Source organism: Mycoplana sp. 10N416 (assembly GCF_056394765.1).
On the sequence record NZ_JBFTIM010000005.1, the window covers coordinates 279,182 to 297,149 of the forward strand.

15 protein-coding genes are annotated in these 17,968 nt (G+C 63.4%); 9 read left to right on the plus strand and 6 right to left on the minus strand.

Annotated elements, in window-relative coordinates; translation table 11 throughout:
* Nucleotides 1-96: 96 nt before the first annotated feature.
* The 4 genes from AC1DDS_RS12740 to AC1DDS_RS12755 all read right to left on the minus strand — a co-directional run bounded on the left by AC1DDS_RS12740 (nt 97) and on the right by AC1DDS_RS12755 (nt 4,979).
* Nucleotides 97-3,129: an aminotransferase class III-fold pyridoxal phosphate-dependent enzyme gene (locus tag AC1DDS_RS12740; RefSeq protein ID WP_477479226.1), complete on the minus strand. Its 3,033-nt coding sequence runs from the start codon at nt 3,127-3,129 to the stop codon at nt 97-99.
* 322 nt (nt 3,130-3,451) lie between these two features.
* Nucleotides 3,452-3,907 (minus strand): DUF411 domain-containing protein, encoded by a 456-nt coding sequence (locus AC1DDS_RS12745; protein ID WP_477479227.1) that lies wholly within the window; start codon nt 3,905-3,907, stop codon nt 3,452-3,454.
* Between the two features lie 148 nt (nt 3,908-4,055).
* The gene (locus tag AC1DDS_RS12750) at nt 4,056-4,478 is read right to left on the minus strand and encodes a hypothetical protein (protein WP_477479228.1); all 423 of its coding nucleotides are present in this window, start codon (nt 4,476-4,478) and stop codon (nt 4,056-4,058) included.
* A 48-nt stretch (nt 4,479-4,526) separates the two neighbouring features.
* Nucleotides 4,527-4,979, minus strand: coding sequence for a YqaA family protein (locus tag AC1DDS_RS12755; protein WP_477479229.1), 453 nt, complete (start codon nt 4,977-4,979; stop codon nt 4,527-4,529).
* 290 nt (nt 4,980-5,269) lie between these two features.
* Here AC1DDS_RS12755 and AC1DDS_RS12760 point away from each other — a divergent pair, with 290 nt between their 5' ends.
* The 4 genes from AC1DDS_RS12760 to fabI all read left to right on the plus strand — a co-directional run bounded on the left by AC1DDS_RS12760 (nt 5,270) and on the right by fabI (nt 10,566).
* On the plus strand, nt 5,270-7,516 hold the full coding sequence (locus tag AC1DDS_RS12760) for a DUF3141 domain-containing protein (protein WP_477479230.1): 2,247 nt from the start codon (nt 5,270-5,272) through the stop codon (nt 7,514-7,516).
* A gap of 68 nt (nt 7,517-7,584) precedes the next feature.
* Nucleotides 7,585-8,547 (plus strand): phosphate acetyltransferase, encoded by a 963-nt coding sequence (locus AC1DDS_RS12765; protein ID WP_477479231.1) that lies wholly within the window; start codon nt 7,585-7,587, stop codon nt 8,545-8,547.
* Nucleotides 8,548-8,552: 5 nt separating this feature from the next.
* Nucleotides 8,553-9,722: an acetate/propionate family kinase gene (locus AC1DDS_RS12770; protein ID WP_477479232.1), complete on the plus strand. Its 1,170-nt coding sequence runs from the start codon at nt 8,553-8,555 to the stop codon at nt 9,720-9,722.
* A gap of 61 nt (nt 9,723-9,783) precedes the next feature.
* The gene (fabI, locus tag AC1DDS_RS12775; protein ID WP_477479233.1) at nt 9,784-10,566 is read left to right on the plus strand and encodes an enoyl-ACP reductase FabI; all 783 of its coding nucleotides are present in this window, start codon (nt 9,784-9,786) and stop codon (nt 10,564-10,566) included.
* A gap of 34 nt (nt 10,567-10,600) precedes the next feature.
* Here the strand turns inward: fabI and AC1DDS_RS12780 are convergent, their stop codons facing one another.
* Both AC1DDS_RS12780 and AC1DDS_RS12785 read right to left on the minus strand, forming a co-directional pair.
* Complete coding sequence (locus AC1DDS_RS12780; RefSeq protein WP_477479234.1) at nt 10,601-11,206, minus strand: dimethylsulfoniopropionate lyase; 606 nt, start codon at nt 11,204-11,206, stop codon at nt 10,601-10,603.
* A 2-nt stretch (nt 11,207-11,208) separates the two neighbouring features.
* Nucleotides 11,209-13,245 (minus strand): oxidoreductase, encoded by a 2,037-nt coding sequence (locus AC1DDS_RS12785; RefSeq protein ID WP_477479235.1) that lies wholly within the window; start codon nt 13,243-13,245, stop codon nt 11,209-11,211.
* Nucleotides 13,246-13,390: 145 nt separating this feature from the next.
* Here AC1DDS_RS12785 and AC1DDS_RS12790 point away from each other — a divergent pair, with 145 nt between their 5' ends.
* From AC1DDS_RS12790 to AC1DDS_RS12810, 5 genes are all read left to right on the plus strand, one after another.
* Nucleotides 13,391-14,023 (plus strand): TetR/AcrR family transcriptional regulator, encoded by a 633-nt coding sequence (locus AC1DDS_RS12790; protein WP_477479236.1) that lies wholly within the window; start codon nt 13,391-13,393, stop codon nt 14,021-14,023.
* Entirely contained in the window at nt 14,001-14,831 is an 831-nt protein-coding gene (locus AC1DDS_RS12795) for a pyrroline-5-carboxylate reductase family protein (protein WP_477479237.1), read from the plus strand. Before AC1DDS_RS12790 ends, AC1DDS_RS12795 begins: the two co-directional genes overlap by 23 nt.
* Nucleotides 14,832-14,897: 66 nt before the next feature.
* The gene (locus tag AC1DDS_RS12800; RefSeq protein ID WP_477479238.1) at nt 14,898-15,899 is read left to right on the plus strand and encodes an ABC transporter substrate-binding protein; all 1,002 of its coding nucleotides are present in this window, start codon (nt 14,898-14,900) and stop codon (nt 15,897-15,899) included.
* A 108-nt stretch (nt 15,900-16,007) separates the two neighbouring features.
* On the plus strand, nt 16,008-16,895 hold the full coding sequence (locus AC1DDS_RS12805) for an ABC transporter permease (protein ID WP_477479239.1): 888 nt from the start codon (nt 16,008-16,010) through the stop codon (nt 16,893-16,895).
* Nucleotides 16,888-17,949 (plus strand): quaternary amine ABC transporter ATP-binding protein, encoded by a 1,062-nt coding sequence (locus AC1DDS_RS12810; protein ID WP_477479240.1) that lies wholly within the window; start codon nt 16,888-16,890, stop codon nt 17,947-17,949. Before AC1DDS_RS12805 ends, AC1DDS_RS12810 begins: the two co-directional genes overlap by 8 nt.
* The last annotated feature ends 19 nt before the right edge of the window (nt 17,950-17,968 follow it).

Genomic DNA, 17,968 nt, shown 5'->3' on the forward strand with positions numbered 1-17,968 from the left:
CGCCTTGACGCGCGAGACGTATGCGGCTCGCGTTTCCAAGGGCGGGCTCGGCGCGCGACGATGCGCCGGCCGGCGCCGGACGCATCGTTGTTCTTGTCAGAAACTCAGGGCGGCGAGCGTGTCGTCGAGCGCGTTCAGGAAATAATCGCAGTCCTCAGTGCTGAACGGCGCCGGCGGCTTGATCTTCAGCACGTTGTGGTGCGGCCCCTCGCTGCTCAGCAGGATACGGTGCCTTTGCTTCATCGCCGCGATGATGGCGTCGAGCTCGCTTGCGGCTGGCTCCAGCGTCTCGCGATCGCGCACCAGTTCGATGCCGTTGAAGAGGCCGTGGCCGCGCACGTCGCCGATGATCGGGTGACGCTTGGCTAGTTCCTGGGCGCCGTCCATCAGCCGGGCTCCGACGACGTGGCAGTGGTGCATCAGCCGCTCGTCGCGGATGACGTCGAGCACCGCAAGGCCGATCTCGGCCGAGACGGGATTACCGCCGAAGGTGTTGAAGTATTCCATGCCGTTCGCGAAGGCCGCAGCGACAGCTTCCGTGGTCACGACCGCGGCCATCGGGTGGCCGTTGCCGATCGGCTTGCCCATGGTGACGATGTCCGGCACCACCCCTTGCGTCTCGTGCGCCCACATGTGGCTGCCGACCCGGCCGAAGCCGACCTGGACCTCGTCGGCGAGGCATAGGCCGCCGGCAGCGCGAACATGGGCATAGGCCTCCTTCAGATAGTCGGCCGGCAGGGTCAGTTGCCCGCCGGTGCCGAGGATGCCCTCGCTGAAGAACAGCGCCGGCCGGCGCCCCTCCGCCGCAAGCGCTGCCACCTGACTGCGCACGTCCTCGGCATATTTGCGCCCGGCATCCGCGTCGCCGTAGCGGAAGCGGCCGCGATAGAGGTCGGGCATTTCGGCGACGCGTACATGCGCCGGCCTGCCCTCCCCGCCCTTGCCGGCGAACTTGTAGGGGCTGACGTCGATCAGGCTCGAGAGATGGCCATGATAGGCATGGTCGACGGTGATGATGTCGCGATTGCCGGTATAGGCGCGCGCCAGCCGGATCGCCAGGTCGTTCGCCTCGCTGCCCGAATTGACGAAAAAGCAGACGTTGAGCGGATCCGGGAACAGCGCCGCCAGCCGGCGCGAATATTCGACCAGCGAATCGTGCAGGTAGCGCGAATTGGTGTTGAGCCTTGCCATCTGCGCCTGCGCGGCCTTGACGACGCGCGGATGGCAATGGCCGACGTGGCAGACGTTGTTGACCATGTCGAGCCAGCGGGTACCGTCCTCGTCGATCAGGTAGGTCCCCTCCCCGCCGACGATCTTCAGCGGTGCTCCGGAATAGGCGATGCTGAGCGAGCGGCCGATCCGGCGCTGGCGCTCGCGGACGAGGAACGCCTTGTCGCGCGCGACGATCACCGAGGCGGGGACGGAATAGCCGAGGATGACGCTTGGGTCCGGGCTGACCGCGCGCCAGACCTGCCAGTGGCGGCGCACGCCGACGCCATGCATCCGCGCTTCGAGGCCGAGGTGGTCGGTGACGATCTGGAAGTGGAGGTGCGGCGACCAGTTGCCGTTCTCCGAGGCCGCGCCGAAGGCGCAGAACGCCTCGCCGACACCAATGGTTTGGCCGATCGACAGTCTTGCAACGCTTTCGCGCGAGAGGTGGCCGTAGAGCGTCCAGAAGACGTCGCCCTCGTCGGTTGCGTGTTCGAGCAGGACGGTCGGGCCGAAGCCGAAGGGGACGGCGTCGTCATAAATGAAGGCGACCTTTCCGGAGAACGGCGCATGCACGGGCTCATGGGCCGGCGCGAAGATGTCAACGCCGATATGCACCGTCCGGCGGGCGCCGGGGGAGGCGGTCTCGAAGGCGTCGCCCTTGTAGATGACGCGGTCCTCGCCATAGAGGCCGATCGCGAAGTCGGCTCCGTTCTCGGCCACACGCTGATCGACCAGTGCCTCGGCGCCGGCGGCGTCGAGGGTCGCCCAGGCCTGCGCGTCCGGCCCATGGGCCGTCAGGTCCAAGGCGAGCACCGTCGGCTTGGCGACCGCGGGGCGCACGACCGGGGAGAACGCATGCGCGTTGCGCTCCAGCCAGCGCTCGACGCGGGGCGCGTGCGCAATCGGCGCGAAGCCGCAGGCGTCGCGAATGCGGGCAATGACGATCGAGCGGTTCTCCCGCTGCAGCCGCTGCAGCTCGCGCCACACGTCGTCCTGGCTGACCAGCAGGTATGTGTTTTCGGGATTGTCGCGGATCTGCCGGCCGGCCATGCACATGCTGACCGCGTAGCGCGTGCAGACGAGATCGAAGATCAGTTCCGCCTCGACTTCGCTGATCGGGTTGACGGCGTGATAGGCCTCGGCGAGCCGGGCGATCGTCTCAACCGGATCGGCCGTACCGATCAGCGCATAGGCGCCGGCGACGGCAATCTCGATCACGCGCCATGTCTCCACCATGTCGCCGAAGTCGAGCAGGCCGCTGACGCGCCCCTCGCCGTCAAGCAGCACGTTGTAGTCGTTGGCGTCGTTGTGGATGATTTGTCGAGGGCAGGCTTCGAGGCGCGGAAGCACATCGCTGGCGAAGCGCTCGAGGATAACGCGGGCGGCCTCGCGCCTTTCGGCGTCCTCGATGAAACGGACGTTCTCCAGATGCATCCCGGCACGCCCGATATCCCAGGCGTAGTGGCGAACAGCACCGGCATGATTGAAGCTTTCGAGGCTCCGGTCCAGCTCGCCGAGCAGACGACCGAGCGTTTCGATGCTCCCGTCACCACGCGCCGCAGAGCGCGACCAGACCTCACCGGGAAGCCACGTCAGCAGGCGCGCTACCCGCTCGCCGCGCACATGCGCCGTTGAGATCGCGGCGCCGTTCATGTCGGGCAGCGTGCGCGAGACCGGCAGATCCGGCGCGACACGTACAAGATGATCGAGGACGGCCATTTGCATCGCCAGCTCAAGGGGCGCGCCTGGAGCATGCAGCTTGAGCAGGAACGCCTCACCGCTCGCCGAGCGGACGCGGTAGTTGAGATCGTGTTCCCCAGGAAGGGCCGTAATCTCACCCGCCATGCCATAATGGTCGCGAAGAAGCGCACCTATCGCCTCGGCTTCATGGCTGGGTTCATTTCTGATGTCCGTCATTTCCTTGCCGACTCCCCTACCAGCTCGTGTCGCCCGTCATAAGCGCGAAATGTTGGCTTGCCGCCGTGACCGTCCCGTCAATGATCGCTTCAGTCCGGCTGTAGCCCGTGCAGTGAAATCTGCAATCGCGTCCTTGCGCAGGTCTTGCGCCACTTCACCGTGGCCATGTTCAACGCCACCGACAAGCAGCAATAGGCCTGGTCGCATCCCCGTTGTCGTTTTTCATTGGATAAGCACGTTTTCGTTGACGAATGTGACGCCTCTATCATCACGCCGCCGGCGGGATCCAACCGCCGACAGCGCTGTCCGCGTGTGCGGATCGTCAGGCTCTCGGTCGGACTTGCTGGTAGACCTTGCTCGATCCGTCCTTGGCGACGGCCAGGACGTCATAGTTGGCACCGGGATCATCGCCCATGCCCAGCGATCCGCTCGGCATTCCAGGCACCGCAAGCCCGGCAACGGCGGGACGTTCGGCGAGGAGACGGGTGACGGCTTCGAGAGGGACATGGCCCTCGAGATAGTACCCCGCGACAATCGCGGTGTGGCAGCCCTGCAGCTGCGCTGGAATCGCAAACCGTTGCTTGATCGCGTCGAGATCGTCGACATTCTCGATCTTCACCGAGAACCCGGCTGCCGTCATCGCGTCTGCCCAGGCCTGGCAACAGCCGCAGTTCGGGTCCTTGTAGACCAGGATACTTTCGGCGGCAGCGCGTGCCGATCCAGCCATTGCGATCGCGCTGGCCGCGGCGACGGACCAGAGGAATTGTCTTCTCTTCATTGTCTTTCTCCATCCTGTTTCGGAGATTTAGCCGATCGACTGATTCCACCTGACGCCAACCGAAGTCTGCCTTGACCGAAGCCGAGGTCCGGCTGGACTGCACGATATCCTGCGCGGGGACGCAGTCGATATTTATCAAGGAATTTGGTCAGGCCTTGGGAGGCTGCGTGGGCGGCTCAACGAGGGCGGACGGTCGTTGGTCGTCGCGCAGCGGGCCATGCAAAACTGCACGCACGCGCCGGACAACAGAGTTTGGCGAGTTCTCGCAGGCTATGGCGGGTGAATAGCAGGTCAACGCCTGAGGGCAGAGGCCGCCGCAGTCGCGCGTCTGTGCCGGCAGTTCGCTGCGGCAGCAGTCGTCCTTGTCCATGCCGGGTTCCATGCCGGGCATCGCACCTTGATGTGCCTCGGACATGCCCATCATTGCCGGCGCGGCCGCAGCCGCATAGACGGGAGCGAACACGATCCCGAGCAAAGCCAGCAGAAAGTAGAGTCGTCGGAACACCGCAATTGCAAACATGGGGCGCAGAATGGCACGCGGCGGCGCCGGTTGGAAGCGGGCTGCGCGCATTGCGACGCACGGCCGCAACCTGGTTGGCTCCCCCTCGGGAGACCTGCTTCAATAGCCAAGCGCAGACTGGGCCCCGACCGTCGCCGCGGCCAGGGCAACGTAGCGGCCCGTCTTCGCAACGGCCACCAGCAGCAGAAAAGACCACAGCGGCTCTCTCAGAACGCCTGCAAGGACGGTCAGCGCGTCTCCGAACAGAGGCATCCACGACAGCAGCAGTGACCAGCGGCCATACCGCCGATACCATTTGCCCGCCCCGTCGAGCGAAGAGCGTTTTGCGGGGAACCACGTTCTGTCACCGAACCGATCGATGAACCGCCCGAGGATCCAGTTGCACACCGCACCGGCTATGTTACCGACGCTTGCCACCAATACGAGGCTGGGAATGGAGAACTGTCCCGACACCAGAAGACCGACCAGGACCGGCTCGGACTGAAACGGCAGCACGGTCGCGGCCCCGAAGGCCGTGAGAAACAGGCCGACGTAGGCGCCCAGGCTGGTCATCACGCGTTTCCGCATCCCTATGAAACGCGCCTCTTGTCTCATGCTTCGGTTTGCCGAGCAAACCGGTGCCGGCCTTGAGCAAGCGGATAAAAAAGAGCGCCATTGCCACAAATTCTTTGCATGCCTGCGCTATGGACTTACGCGCAGGCTGTCAATCCAACACCGACGCGGTGAAAATCTGCTCCGTCCCTAATGGAGCCCAAGCCATTAAAACGGAGAATTGCATCTATTTACAGCTTGATTGCCGCAATGCAGCGTGGCAACCATGACGAGAATGAAGGAGGGGACGCATGAGCAATCCTTCAACGATGCAGGCCAAAGGTGAACTGTCTTCCCAGTTCGGCCCGTGGGGGGCCGCATTCGACTACTTCCTGGACGCAACCCAGCGAAGCGTTCTGTTTTGGGATGTCATGCGCCAGCGTGGCAATCAGTATCGCACCCAAGCCGCCAAGACAGCGCCACATGTACTAAGCTATACGCCGGAAATCCTGATCGATGGCCGTACATTGGAGCGGCCCGTCAACTATGGTCTCGCGCGGATCGTGCCTCCCGAGGGCACCGAGGTGGATGAGACCCGCCGCCCGTTCGTGGTCGTCGACCCCAGGGCCGGACACGGTCCGGGCATCGGTGGTTTCAAGGCCGACAGCGAGATTGGTGTCGCGCTGCACGCCGGCCACCCGTGCTACTTCATCGGCTTCCTTCCGGAACCGGTTCCTGGCCAGACGATCGAAGACATCACCAGGGCCGAGGCGATATTCCTGGAAAAGGTCATTGCGCTGCACCCGGATGCCGACGCCAGACCCTGTGTTATCGGCAATTGCCAGGCCGGCTGGGCGGTCATGATGCTCGCAGCGCTTCGTCCCGAGCTCTTCGGGTCGATCATCATTGCAGGGGCGCCGCTGTCCTACTGGGCAGGGGTGCACGGCCAGTATCCGATGCGCTACAGCGGCGGCCTGCTCGGCGGCAGTTGGTTGACCGCGCTGGTGAGCGACCTTGGCCAGGGCAAGTTCGACGGCGCCTGGCTGGTACAAAATTTTGAGAACCAGAACCCGGCCAATACACTCTGGACCAAGCAGTACAACCTCTACTCCAAGATCGACACGGAGGCGCCGCGCTACCTCGGCTTTGAACAGTGGTGGGGCGGGCACGTCAATCTCAACGCCGAAGAGATCCAGTTCATCGTCGACGAACTGTTTGTCGGCAACAATCTGGCAGCCGGCCGGATCAATACATCCGACGGGTCGACGATCGATCTGCGAAACATCCGCGCGCCAATCGTCGTGTTCTGCTCGAAGGGCGACAACATCACCCCGCCGCAACAGGCGCTTGGCTGGCTCCTCGATCTCTATGACGACGTCGACGAGATTCGCGCCCACGGGCAAACCATCGTCTATACCGTGCACGAAAACGTCGGCCATCTCGGCATCTTCGTGTCGGGCGGCGTCGCGCGCAAGGAACATGGAGAATTCGCCGACAACATTGACCTGATCGATGCGTTGCCGCCCGGCCTCTACGAGGCGATCTTCGAGCCGAGGACCGAGGAAACCGCGGGTGCCGAGCTTGTGACGGGCGACTGGATCATGCGGTGCGAGGCGCGGACGCTCGACGACGTCCGGGCGCTCGGCGGCAACGATGCGGCCGATGACCGCCGCTTTGCGACCGCCGCAAGGGTCTCCGACACCAATCTGGCGCTCTATCGAACATTCGTGCAGCCCTTCCTGCGCGATCTCTTGCCGGATGGATATGGCGAGTGGCTGCGCAAGCTTCATCCCCTGCGGCTTCAGTATGAGATCTTCTCCGACGCCAACCCGCTGATGGCGGCCGTCGCCGAACTGGCCGCGCAGGCTGCACGCGAGCGCCGGCCGGTTTCTGCCGACAATCCGTTGCTTGGCCTCGAACAGGTCGCCTCCCGTCAGATCGTCGCCGGTCTCGACGCCTGGCGGCAATGGGTGGAAACCGCATCGGAAGCGACCTTCCTCTCCGTCTACGGTTCACCGCTATTGCAGGCTTCGGTCGGCATAGACCCCGCCAGCGATGCGCCGCAGCGCAAGGCCGGCAAGACGGGCCTGCACCGAATGATCCTTCAGTCGCGAATTGAGGAATTGAAGGGGCGTATCAACGAAGGGGGATTGCGCGAGTGCCTGGCGCGTGCCCTGCTTTACGTATCGATGGCACGTGGCGGCGCCGACGAGCGCGGCTTCGTCGCCATCCGCCGTCTGCGCAGGGTAGAGGACGGCTTGCCCCCCATGACGCTCGGTGAATTCAAATATCTCATCCGCGACCAGTTCCTGATGCTGGTGCTCGATGAGGACGCGACAATTTCGGCGATCCCGAACTTGCTTCCGGCAGATCAGGAGCAGCGCCGCAAGGGCCTTGCCGCCCTTCAATCGGTGGTCAGCGCTCGCGGCGAGTTGACCGGGGAGGCAAACCTACGTTGGCAAAGGATCGCGGGGCTTTTTCTCCCGGACGGCGAACCGACTGCCGTCGCGCCCCCGTCACGGGCCAAGACACGACATGTCAAGATCGTCCGGCAATGAATGGCCGGTCTCATTCCGGGTTTGGTCGCAGCGGAAGCGTGAAGTAAACACGAACAGGGATCTGCGTGATGCAAGTTGACAGCCCCCTTCAGGAAAACACGCACGAAAAATATGAGCGCCTGATCGCAAGAGCGAAGCAATCGCCTTCCGCGCGGACAATTGTCGCCCACCCTTGTGACGAGACGTCGCTGCGCGGCGCGATCGAGGCCGCCGAGGCGGATCTGATCGTACCGACGCTCGTCGGTCCGGCCCACAAGATCGGCGCGATTGCAAAAGCGCACGGCCTCGACATCGGCTCCTACGAGATCGTCGATGTGCCACACAGCGACGCCGCGGCGGCCAAGGCCGTGGAACTGATCCGCGAGGCGAAGGGTGAACTGCTGATGAAGGGCAGCCTGCATACCGACGAACTGATGCGTGCCGTCACCTCGTCGACCACTGGGCTGCGCACGGAGCGGCGGATAAGCCATGTCTTTGTCATGGATGTGCCGACCTACGCTGAAACGCTTTTCGTCACGGATGCGGCGATCAACATCGCCCCCGACCTCGACGCCAAGCGCGACATCATTCAGAACGCCATCGACCTGTTCACACAGGTCGGGCTGGGGACGCCGCGGGTCGCGATCCTCTCGGCCGTCGAGACGGTCACCTCGAAAATCCCCTCCACAATCGATGCAGCCGCGCTCTGCAAGATGGCCGAGCGCGGGCAGATCACCGGCGGGCTTCTGGAGGGGCCGCTCGCCTTCGACAACGCGATCGATCCCGAGGCCGCGAAGATCAAGGGCATTTCATCCCCCGTGGCCGGCCGAGCGCAGATCCTGGTCGTGCCCAATCTGGAGGCCGGCAACATGCTGGCGAAAAACCTGTCGTTCTTGGCACGGGCCGACGCCGCCGGCATCGTTCTTGGCGCCCGCGTTCCGATCATATTGACTTCGCGGGCGGACTCGATCCGCACCCGCCTCGCCTCTTGTGCGGTTGCCGTCCTTTTTGCCGCGGCCCGCCTGCGCACAGCCGCCCTTACGAGCGCGTGAAGCCCATGGACACCATCCTTGTCGTCAATGCGGGTTCGTCCAGTCTGAAATTCGAGGTCTTCGCCATCGGCAATGGCCCGAGAAAACTTCTACGCGGGCAGTTGGAGGGCATCGGTACGGCACCCCGGCTGCGCATCAAGGGCAGCGACGGACAGATCCTCGCCGATCAAACCCACACGCAATCCGACGTGCCTGACCTGCCCACCGCCATGCGGTTTGTCGGAGCCTGGCTTCGCGAGCACCATGAAGGCCGCCTTGCCGCGGTCGGCCACCGGATCGTCCACGGCGGCCCGGACTACGACCGGCCGGTGCTGATCGACGAGGAGGTGCTGGACCGGCTGGAACGCTACGTGCCGCTCGCCCCGCTGCACCAGCCGAACAACCTTGCCCCGATCCACGCGATCCTCGAGCGCAGACCGGACCTTCCTCAGGTCGCCTGCTTCGACACCTCGTTCCATCGGGACCACAGCCTGGTGGCGAGCCACTACGCGATCCCCGAGCGCTTCTACTCCGAGGGCGTCCGGCGTTATGGTTTCCACGGCCTGTCCTACGAGTACGTGGCCGGGAAGCTGCGTGAGGTCGCACCGGAATTCGCCGGCGGCCGGGTGATCGTGGCGCATCTCGGCAGCGGCGCCTCGATGTGCGCGATCTCCGGCGGCAAGAGCATCGAGAGCACGCTGGGCTTCACCGCCCTTGACGGATTGCCGATGGGGACACGCTGCGGGCAGATCGATCCGGGCGTCATTCTCTACCTGCTCCAACAGCGGGGCATGACAGCGCAGGAAGTGCAGGACCTGCTCTACAAGGATTCGGGCCTGAAAGGCTTGTCCGGGATCAGCAACGACGTGCGGATGCTTCTGGAGAGCAAGGATCCTCGCGCCGCCTTTGCCCTCGATCACTTCGTCCATCGCATCGGCCTGCATGCCGGATCGCTTGCCGCGTCACTCGGTGGCCTGGATGCCTTCGTCTTCACGGCAGGCATCGGGGAAAACTCGCCGCAGATGCGCGCGCGGATCGCAGCGCGGCTTGAATGGCTCGACGCGCGGATCGATCCGGCCCGGAACGTCGCCGGCGAACTCGAAGTGTCGACGGCGGAGAGCAAGGTACGGATCCTTGTCATCCCGACCGACGAGGAACTGATGGTCGCCCGCCACACGCTGGCGCTGCTCGGCTGACAAAATCGCAGGCCGCAGATACGACGAGGTATCCTGCCAATTCTCGAACGGTGAGGCCAAGATGATCCCACAGGTGCAGGCAAAATTGTTGGCAGGCAAGAAGGGCCTGATCGTCGGCATCGCCAACGACCAGTCGATCGCCTGGGGCTGTGCCAGGGCGTTCAGGGCGCTTGGCGCCGAGCTTGCCGTCACCTACCTGAATGACAAGGCGAAGCCGCATGTCGAACCGCTGGCGCGCGAATTAGCTGCACCGATCGTGATGCCGCTCGACGTCGCCGTGCCCGGCCAGATGGAGGCGGTCTTCGACCGCATCGAGAAGCACTGGGGCGAGATCGACTTCCTCGTCCATTCCATCGCCTTCGCGCCGAAAGACACGCTGCAGGGACGCGTCGTCGACGTGCCGCGCGACGGTTTCCTGACGACAATGGAGATCTCATGCTGGTCATTCATCCGCATGGCTCACCTGGCGGAACCGCTGATGAAAAACGGCGGCACGCTGTTCACCATGACCTACTACGGCAGCCAGATGGTCGTGAAGAACTACAACATCATGGGCGTCGCCAAGGCCGCTCTGGAAAGTGCCGTGCGCTACCTGGCGGCAGAACTCGGCCCGAAAGGCATTCGCGTGCACGCCATCTCTCCGGGCCCACTCGCAACACGCGCCGCCTCCGGCATTCCGCAGTTCGATGAACTGCTGCACAAGGCGCAGGAAACCGCACCGGCCCGCAGCCTGGTGAGCATCGATGACGTCGGCATGGCGACCGCCTTCTTGGCGCACGACGCCGCCCGGCTCATCACGGGGGAGACGCTCTATATCGATGGGGGATACCACATTATCGACTGAACGCGGCGGACTGGCGGACCCGACAGTTTGTTTGTCATTGCCTCGGCTGGTCGGGCAGCAGGGCCCAGAAGGCAAACAACGGGCGCTCTTTCGAACGCATCGCATGCCTGATGCCCGGCGGGTTGTAGAACGACCCGCCGATGCCGGGAGAAAACCAATCGGAATCGCCGTGCATGAACTCGCCATCGGACAGGACCAGATAGGTTTCCTCCGGCGCATGGTCGTGATCCGGATAGCGCACGTTCGGCGCCATCAAGGTTGCGCCCAGCCAGATGTCCTTGCGATCCTCGAGGCCACCCGGTCCGACGATAAGGGCATTGGCATGACTGTCCGGGAAGTTCTCGCTGGCGGTGATGCCATGGCTCTCGCGTTGTTCCCATTCCAGGACTGGTTCGAGCGCCTTGAAGCGTTCGATCAGCACATCCAGGGACGCGTGCCCGGTCTTCGTCGCAAGAGTGCTTTCGAGGTAGCGGTCGCACACCGGAAGCCGCTTTCCGATGTTCGATTGCTCCGGCTGCGGTGTCTCCAGACCAGCAAAAATCTGCGCGATGGATAGCCGCGACTGTGGGTCCTGCGCGAAACTGTCGTACGCGGCAAGCGCCGCGTCGAGGAACTTCTGCAATGCCTCGCTCCGCGCCATCGTCAGATATCCTTGGCAAGGCGCAGCGCATCGTAGACGGCCGCATGCGTGTTGCGGGCAGCGACCGCATCGCCGATCCGGAAGAGCTGGTAGGTGCCGTTCGGGTTGCGCTCGACAGTCTGCGGTTCACCCGAAATCAGTTCGTCGTAGGAGACTTCCCCAAGGTTCTTCGATCCCGGCTTGAGCTCGAAATAAAGGTCGTCCAGCGGAATGGTGCCGTGGTTGACGACGATCTGGTCGACCGTGCGCTGCTTGGCGACGCCGCCGTAATCGCTGCCGACGTGAGCAATGAGCTGGTTGCCGCTCTTTTCCGCCGACTCGAGCCGATAGGTGACGGTGAAGGTCGTGTCGAGCTTCTGCAGCGAGCGCATGTAGGGAACGAGGTTCATCGCCATGACTTCCGGCGCGAAGGAGCGATCCGGCGTCATGATTTCCACCCTGCCACCCGCCTTGGCAATGAACTCGGCCGCCTGGAGGCCGGCATGGTCGCCGGCATCGTCATAGACGAGCACGTTCGACCCAGGCTTCACGTCGCCGGAGATGATGTCCCAGGAGGAGACGACAAGCTCGTTGCCCTTCGACAGAACCTCGGTATGCGGCAGGCCGCCGGTCGCGATGATCACGACGTCTGCATTTTCTGCCGTGACCGTGGCGGCGTCCGCCCAGGTATTGAAGCGGAAGGTAACGCCCAGCTTCTCGCACTGGCCCATGCGCCAGTCGATGATGCTGATCATTTCGCGACGGCGCTCGCTCTGCGCCGTCAAGCGGATCTGGCCGCCGGGTTTGTCCGCCGCCTCGATTACCACGACCTCGTGGCCGCGCTCGGCGGAAACACGCGCGGCCTCAAGCCCGGCCGGGCCAGCGCCGACGATCACCACCTTCTTGCGGACATCGGCCTTTGGGATTTCGTGCGGCATCGTCTCCTCGCGGCCGGTGGCCGCGTTGTGGATGCAGAAGGCCAGTCCGCCCTGATAGATGCGGTCGAGACAGTAGTTCGCCCCGACGCAGGGGCGAATGTCGTCCTCGCGCTTTTCCATGATCTTGCGCACGATGTGCGGGTCGGTCATGTGGGCGCGGGTCATGCCGACCATGTCGACCTTGCCGGCGGCAATGGCGTGACGCGCCGTCGCGACGTCCTGAATCTTTGCCGCATGGAAGGTGGGGAAGTTCGTGGCCGCGCGAACCTCACCGGCGAAATCGAGATGCGGCGCGCTGGCCATGCCCTGGATCGGGATGACGTCGGTGAGGCCGGGGTCCGTGTCGATATGGCCGCGGATGACGTTGAGATAGTCGATCAGGCCGCTGTCCCGCAGGCGTTTTGAAATCTCGATGCCCTCGGTCTTTCCAGTCCCGCCGGGCAGACATTCGTCGGCGGTATAGCGAACGCCCAGGATGAAGTCGTCGCCAACCCTCTTGCGGATCGCCTTGAATACGTCGAGACAGAAACGCATGCGGTTTTCCAGTCCGCCGCCATACGGGCCGTCGAGCTCGTTCGTCAGCGGCGACGTGAACTGGTCGATCAGGTGGCCGTAGGCCTCCAGTTCGACGCCGTCCATGCCCCCCGCCTTCATGCGCTCGGCCGCGTCGGCGAAATCCTTGATGATGCGTTCGATATCCCAGTCTTCCAGCTTCTTCGGGAAGGCCCGGTGCGCCGCCTCGCGGTGATGGGACGGTGCGACCACCGGCAACCAGTCGCCCTTGTCCCAGCGCGTGCGACGGCCGAGATGGGTGAGCTGGATCATGATCGCCGCGCCGGTTTCATGGACGGCGTCGGTCATTTCCCGGATCCACGGAACGATCTCGTCCTTGTAGGCGAGCAGGTTGTTGAACACCGGGGGACTGTCCTTGGAGACGGCCGCGGAGCCGGCGGTCATCGTCATCGCCACTCCACCCCTCGCCCGCTCCACGGTATAGGCTCGGTAGCGTCCCTTCGGCATGCCATCCTCTGGATAAGCGGGCTCGTGCGACGTGACGATGATACGGTTGCGAAGGGTCAAATGCTTCAGTTGGAAGGGCTGAAGGAGGGGATCGTTCGACATGCGACGGCTCCGGCTTAAGGGACTTTGTGTGAGGCTAAACGGAAATGTACATACGCGTCAATTATCAAAAACAGGAAGGTACGGAATATTGACATGGCTGTACATTTTGCTTGTAGCAGCACGCTGAATTTGCTAGGAGGCAATCATGGAACAGGCGATGAGTGACAGCGGCTGGCGAGGCTCTCACGACGGATGGCTCGAAGCGGCCTATGACTCCCTGCTCGAATCCGGAGTGGATTCGGTAAAGATCCTGCCGCTCGCCAAGCGACTCAATCTCTCCCGGACTAGCTTCTACTGGTTCTTCAAGGACCGGGAGGAACTGTTGAGTGCGCTCATCGCGCGCTGGAGGGAAAAGAATACGGGCAATCTTGTGAAACAGTCCGAAGCCTACGCGGAGTCGCTTGCCGAAGCGATGCTGAACGTCTTCGACTGCTGGCTGAACAAGGAGCTTTTCGATTCCCAGTTCGAGTTTGCCGTCCGCAGCTGGGCGCTGCAATCGCCGGACATCCTCGAAGAGGTTCAGCGCGCTGACCAGACGAGGATAGAAGCGCTGACACGCATGTTCATGCGATTTGGCTATGGCGAAGGGCCTGCGGACGTTCGCGCACGAACGACCTACCTCGTCCAGATCGGATACATCTCCATGCAGTCCAAGGAAGACCTTGCGCTGCGCGCGAAGCGCATCCCGGAATACATCGCAATTTATACCGGTCAGGTTCCCCAGCAGAGAGAACTCGACCGCTTCTTCGCCCGCCATGGCTACAAGCCAAAAAAATGAGGTCTCGGTGGAAACAGGCAAGGGCTTGAGGATTGGCGTGATCGGCGGTGCCGGCTGGCTGGGCGGAGCCATTGCCGCAGCGATGCTGGACGCCGGCGTTGTCGAACCTCAGAACCTCTCGCTTTCCTATCGCCGGGAATGTCCGCAGCGCTTCCCCGGCGCTTTCTGGACATCGGACAACCAGGCCCTGGCCGATCGCTCGGACGTCGTCATCCTCTCCGTCCGTCCAGCCGACTGGCCCGGCCTGAACGTCGATGCAGGAGGCAAGCTCCTCATCTCGGTCATGGCCGGCATTCGCCTGGGAGCGCTTTGCAAGCATCACCAGACCCGGCGCGTGATCCGGTCTCTACCGAATGCCGCCGCCGAGGTGCGCAAGTCGTATACGCCGTGGATCGCCACCCCGGAGGTGGGCGACGCGGACCGCGCCATCGTACGCGCTGTCTTCGATGCGTGCGGCATTCAGGATGAGGTTCGGTCAGAGGCCGAGATCGACTACCTCACCGGTCTGACAGGTTCCGGGCCAGCCTTCCCGGCGCTGCTTGCCGAAGCGATGATGACCGACGCCCTCGCGCAAGGGTTAGACCCGCAGGTGGCGCAGCGGGCCGTCAACACGCTGATCGTCGGCGCTGGCCGAATGCTGGAACAAAGAGACGACTGTCCCACCGACACAGTCAAGACCTTCCTCGACTATCGCGGCACCACGGCAGCCGCGATCGAGGAGATGCGCGCTGCGGGCTTCAGCACCGCCGTTGCGCGCGGACTGTCGGCGGCACTCCAGAAATCGGTGCGCATGGGGGAGGCCTCGTAGCTCCGTCAGGGCGGGCCAAAGCGGCACCCCGCTCGAAAGAAGAAGCCGCAAACAGAGGGAACGATAATGAAAAGCTTGCTTGCATCGACATGCCTCATTCTCGGAACTATCGCCGGTTCGTCGCTGGCCAATGCTGCGGAGTGCGGAAACGTGAGCATCGCCAGCATGAACTGGCAGAGCGCCGAGGTGATTTCCAACCTCGACAAGATCATCCTCAACGAAGGCTATGGCTGCAACGCCGAGATCACCATCGGCGACACCGTCCCGACCATCACGTCCATGTCAGAAAAGGGCGAGCCCGACATCGCCCCGGAAGCCTGGATCGACCTGCTGCCCGACGTGGTCAAGAAAGGCACGGAGGAAGGGCGCATCATCCAGGTCGGTTCGCCGCTCCCCGACGGAGGCATCCAGGGCTGGTGGATCCCGAAATACTTCGCCGATGCGCACCCCGACATCAAGACCATCCCTGACATGTTGAAGCATCCCGATCTGTTCCCCGCTCCTGAAGATCCAAGCAAGGGCGCGATCTATAACGGCCCGCAGGGCTGGGGCGGCACCGTCGTTACTGCTCAGCTTTTCAAGGGTTTCGAAGCGGAAAAGGCAGGCTGGACGCTCGTTGACACAGGCTCCGCGGCAGGCCTCGATGGCTCCATCGCCAAGGCCTACGAGCGTCAGCAAGGGTGGGTCGGCTATTACTGGGCCCCGACCGCCCTGCTCGGCAAGTACGAGATGGTGCAGCTGGAAGCCGGCGTGCCGTACGACGAGGCTGAATGGAAGCGCTGCGTTACCGTCGCGGAATGCCCTGACCCGAAACCGAGTGCGTGGCCGGTCGACACGATCGTGACGCTCGTCGCAAAGCCCTTCTCGGAAAAGGCCGGCCCGGAGGTGATGGACTACCTGACCAAGCGCTCCTGGAGCAACCCGACGATCGCCAAGCTGATGGCCTGGATGACCGACAACCAGGCCAGCGGCGAGGACGGTGCCAAGCACTTCCTCAAGGAGAACCCGGACGTCTGGACGAAGTGGGTCACCCCCGAGGCCGCAGCGAAGATCGAAGCCGCGCTCTAAGCGGCAACCGCCATGCAAAGGGTGCGATGTGTCTGACCCGCACATCGCACCTTTCATTCCGAAAAAAACAATAAGAACGAAGCGGCTCTTTTCGAGACGGGGAACCGAATGGACTGGTTTTACAAGTTTCCGCATATGGAGGACAACGCCCTTCGTGGCCTGAAGAAGGCCATTGATGAAGGCTTCCGCGGCTTCACGCGCAGCTACGGCGACATGATCGAAGGCTTCTTCACGCCGCTGCAGCACTTTTTGATCGGCGCCGAGCGGTTCATGTTGAAGACGCCCTGGCCCATCATCACGCTCCTCATCCTGGCCATCGCCTATGCGGCCACGCGAAGCGTCCGCATCACACTCGGCTGTCTCGCGACGCTGCTTCTGATCGGCTACTTCGATATGTGGGACGACACGATGCGGACGATCTCGATGATCTTCGTCTGTACCGTGCTGTCCATCGCGATCGGCATTCCGATCGGCATTCTGATGTCCCGCTCGGATCGGGTGCAGCGGACCGTCAATCCCATACTCGACGTCATGCAAACGATGCCGAGCTTCGTCTATCTGATCCCCGTCGTCATGCTGCTCGGCATCGGCAAGGTACCCGGCCTCATCGCCGTCGTCATCTACGCAATCCCGCCGATGATCCGGCTGACCGATCTCGGCATCCGCCTGGTCGACAAGGACGTACTGGAAGCCGCAGACGCCTTCGGCGCCGACAACAAGCAGAAGCTTTTCAAGGTACAGCTCCCCCTGGCGCTCCCGACGATCATGGCCGGCATCAACCAGACGATCATGATGGCGCTGGCGATGGTCGTGATCGCCTCGATGATCGGCGTACAGGGCCTCGGCCAACCGGTGCTGAAGGCGATCGCCAACCAGTACTTCACCCTCGGCATCTTCAACGGCCTTGCCATCGTCGGCATCGCCATCATGTTCGACCGCGTTAGCCAGGCCTATGGCAAGCGCCTCCAGCGGCACCGGGAGATCGCGCATGGCTGAGCACGTCTTTGGCGGAATCAAGATCCGCCACCTCTACAAGATCTTCGGACCCAACGGGCAAGCTCACATCGAAGCCGTCAAGAACGGCCTGACGAAGGCCGAACTGAACGAAAAGCACGGGCACGTGCTCGGCCTGCGCGACATCAACATCGAGATGCCGTCGGGATCCATCCAGGTCATCATGGGGCTGTCCGGCTCCGGCAAGTCGACGCTTATCCGGCACATCAACCGCCTGATCGATCCGACGGTCGGCGAGGTCCTCGTCGACGGCGTCGACGTGGTGAAGATGCCAGACGCCGACCTGCGCCAGTTCCGCCGCCACCAGACGGCCATGGTGTTCCAGAGGTTCGCGTTGCTTCCCCACCGCAGCGTGCTCGACAACACGATCTTCGGTCTCGAAATCCAGGGCCTATCTCACAAGACGAGCGTCGACACCGCCATGCGGTGGCTGGAGCGCGTCGGCCTGAAAGGCTTCGAGCAGAAGTACCCGAACCAGCTCTCCGGCGGCATGCAGCAGCGCGTGGGCCTTGCCCGGGCGCTGGCCAACGACGCGCCGGTTCTCCTCATGGACGAGGCCTATTCGGCGCTCGATCCCCTGATCCGCATGGACATGCAGTCGGTCCTCCTCGACCTCCAGAAGGAGATCAAGAAGACGGTCGTCTTCATCACCCACGACCTCGATGAGGCGCTCAGGCTCGGCGACCAGATCGCCATCCTGCGCGACGGCGAGGTCATCCAGCAGGGCACCAGCCAGGACATCGTGCTGCGCCCGGCCGACGACTATGTCGCCAACTTCGTCAAGGAGGTGAACCGGGGCCGGGTCGTCCATGTCGAGGCCGTCATGAGCCCGCTGGGTGCCACGAACGCCGCAGGCGGGCCGGCAATACCCGCCGGTGTCACGATCGAGGAGGCCGTGCGCACCTTGGCATCCGCACCCGAGGGAGACATCACCGTCGTCGATCCATCCGGAAAACCGCTCGGTACCGTCACATTCCGCCAGCTCGCAGCAGCGATGGTCAACTCTGGTGATCCTGGCCATAAGGCCGCAGCTTGAAAGAAGCCGGCCGGCGAAT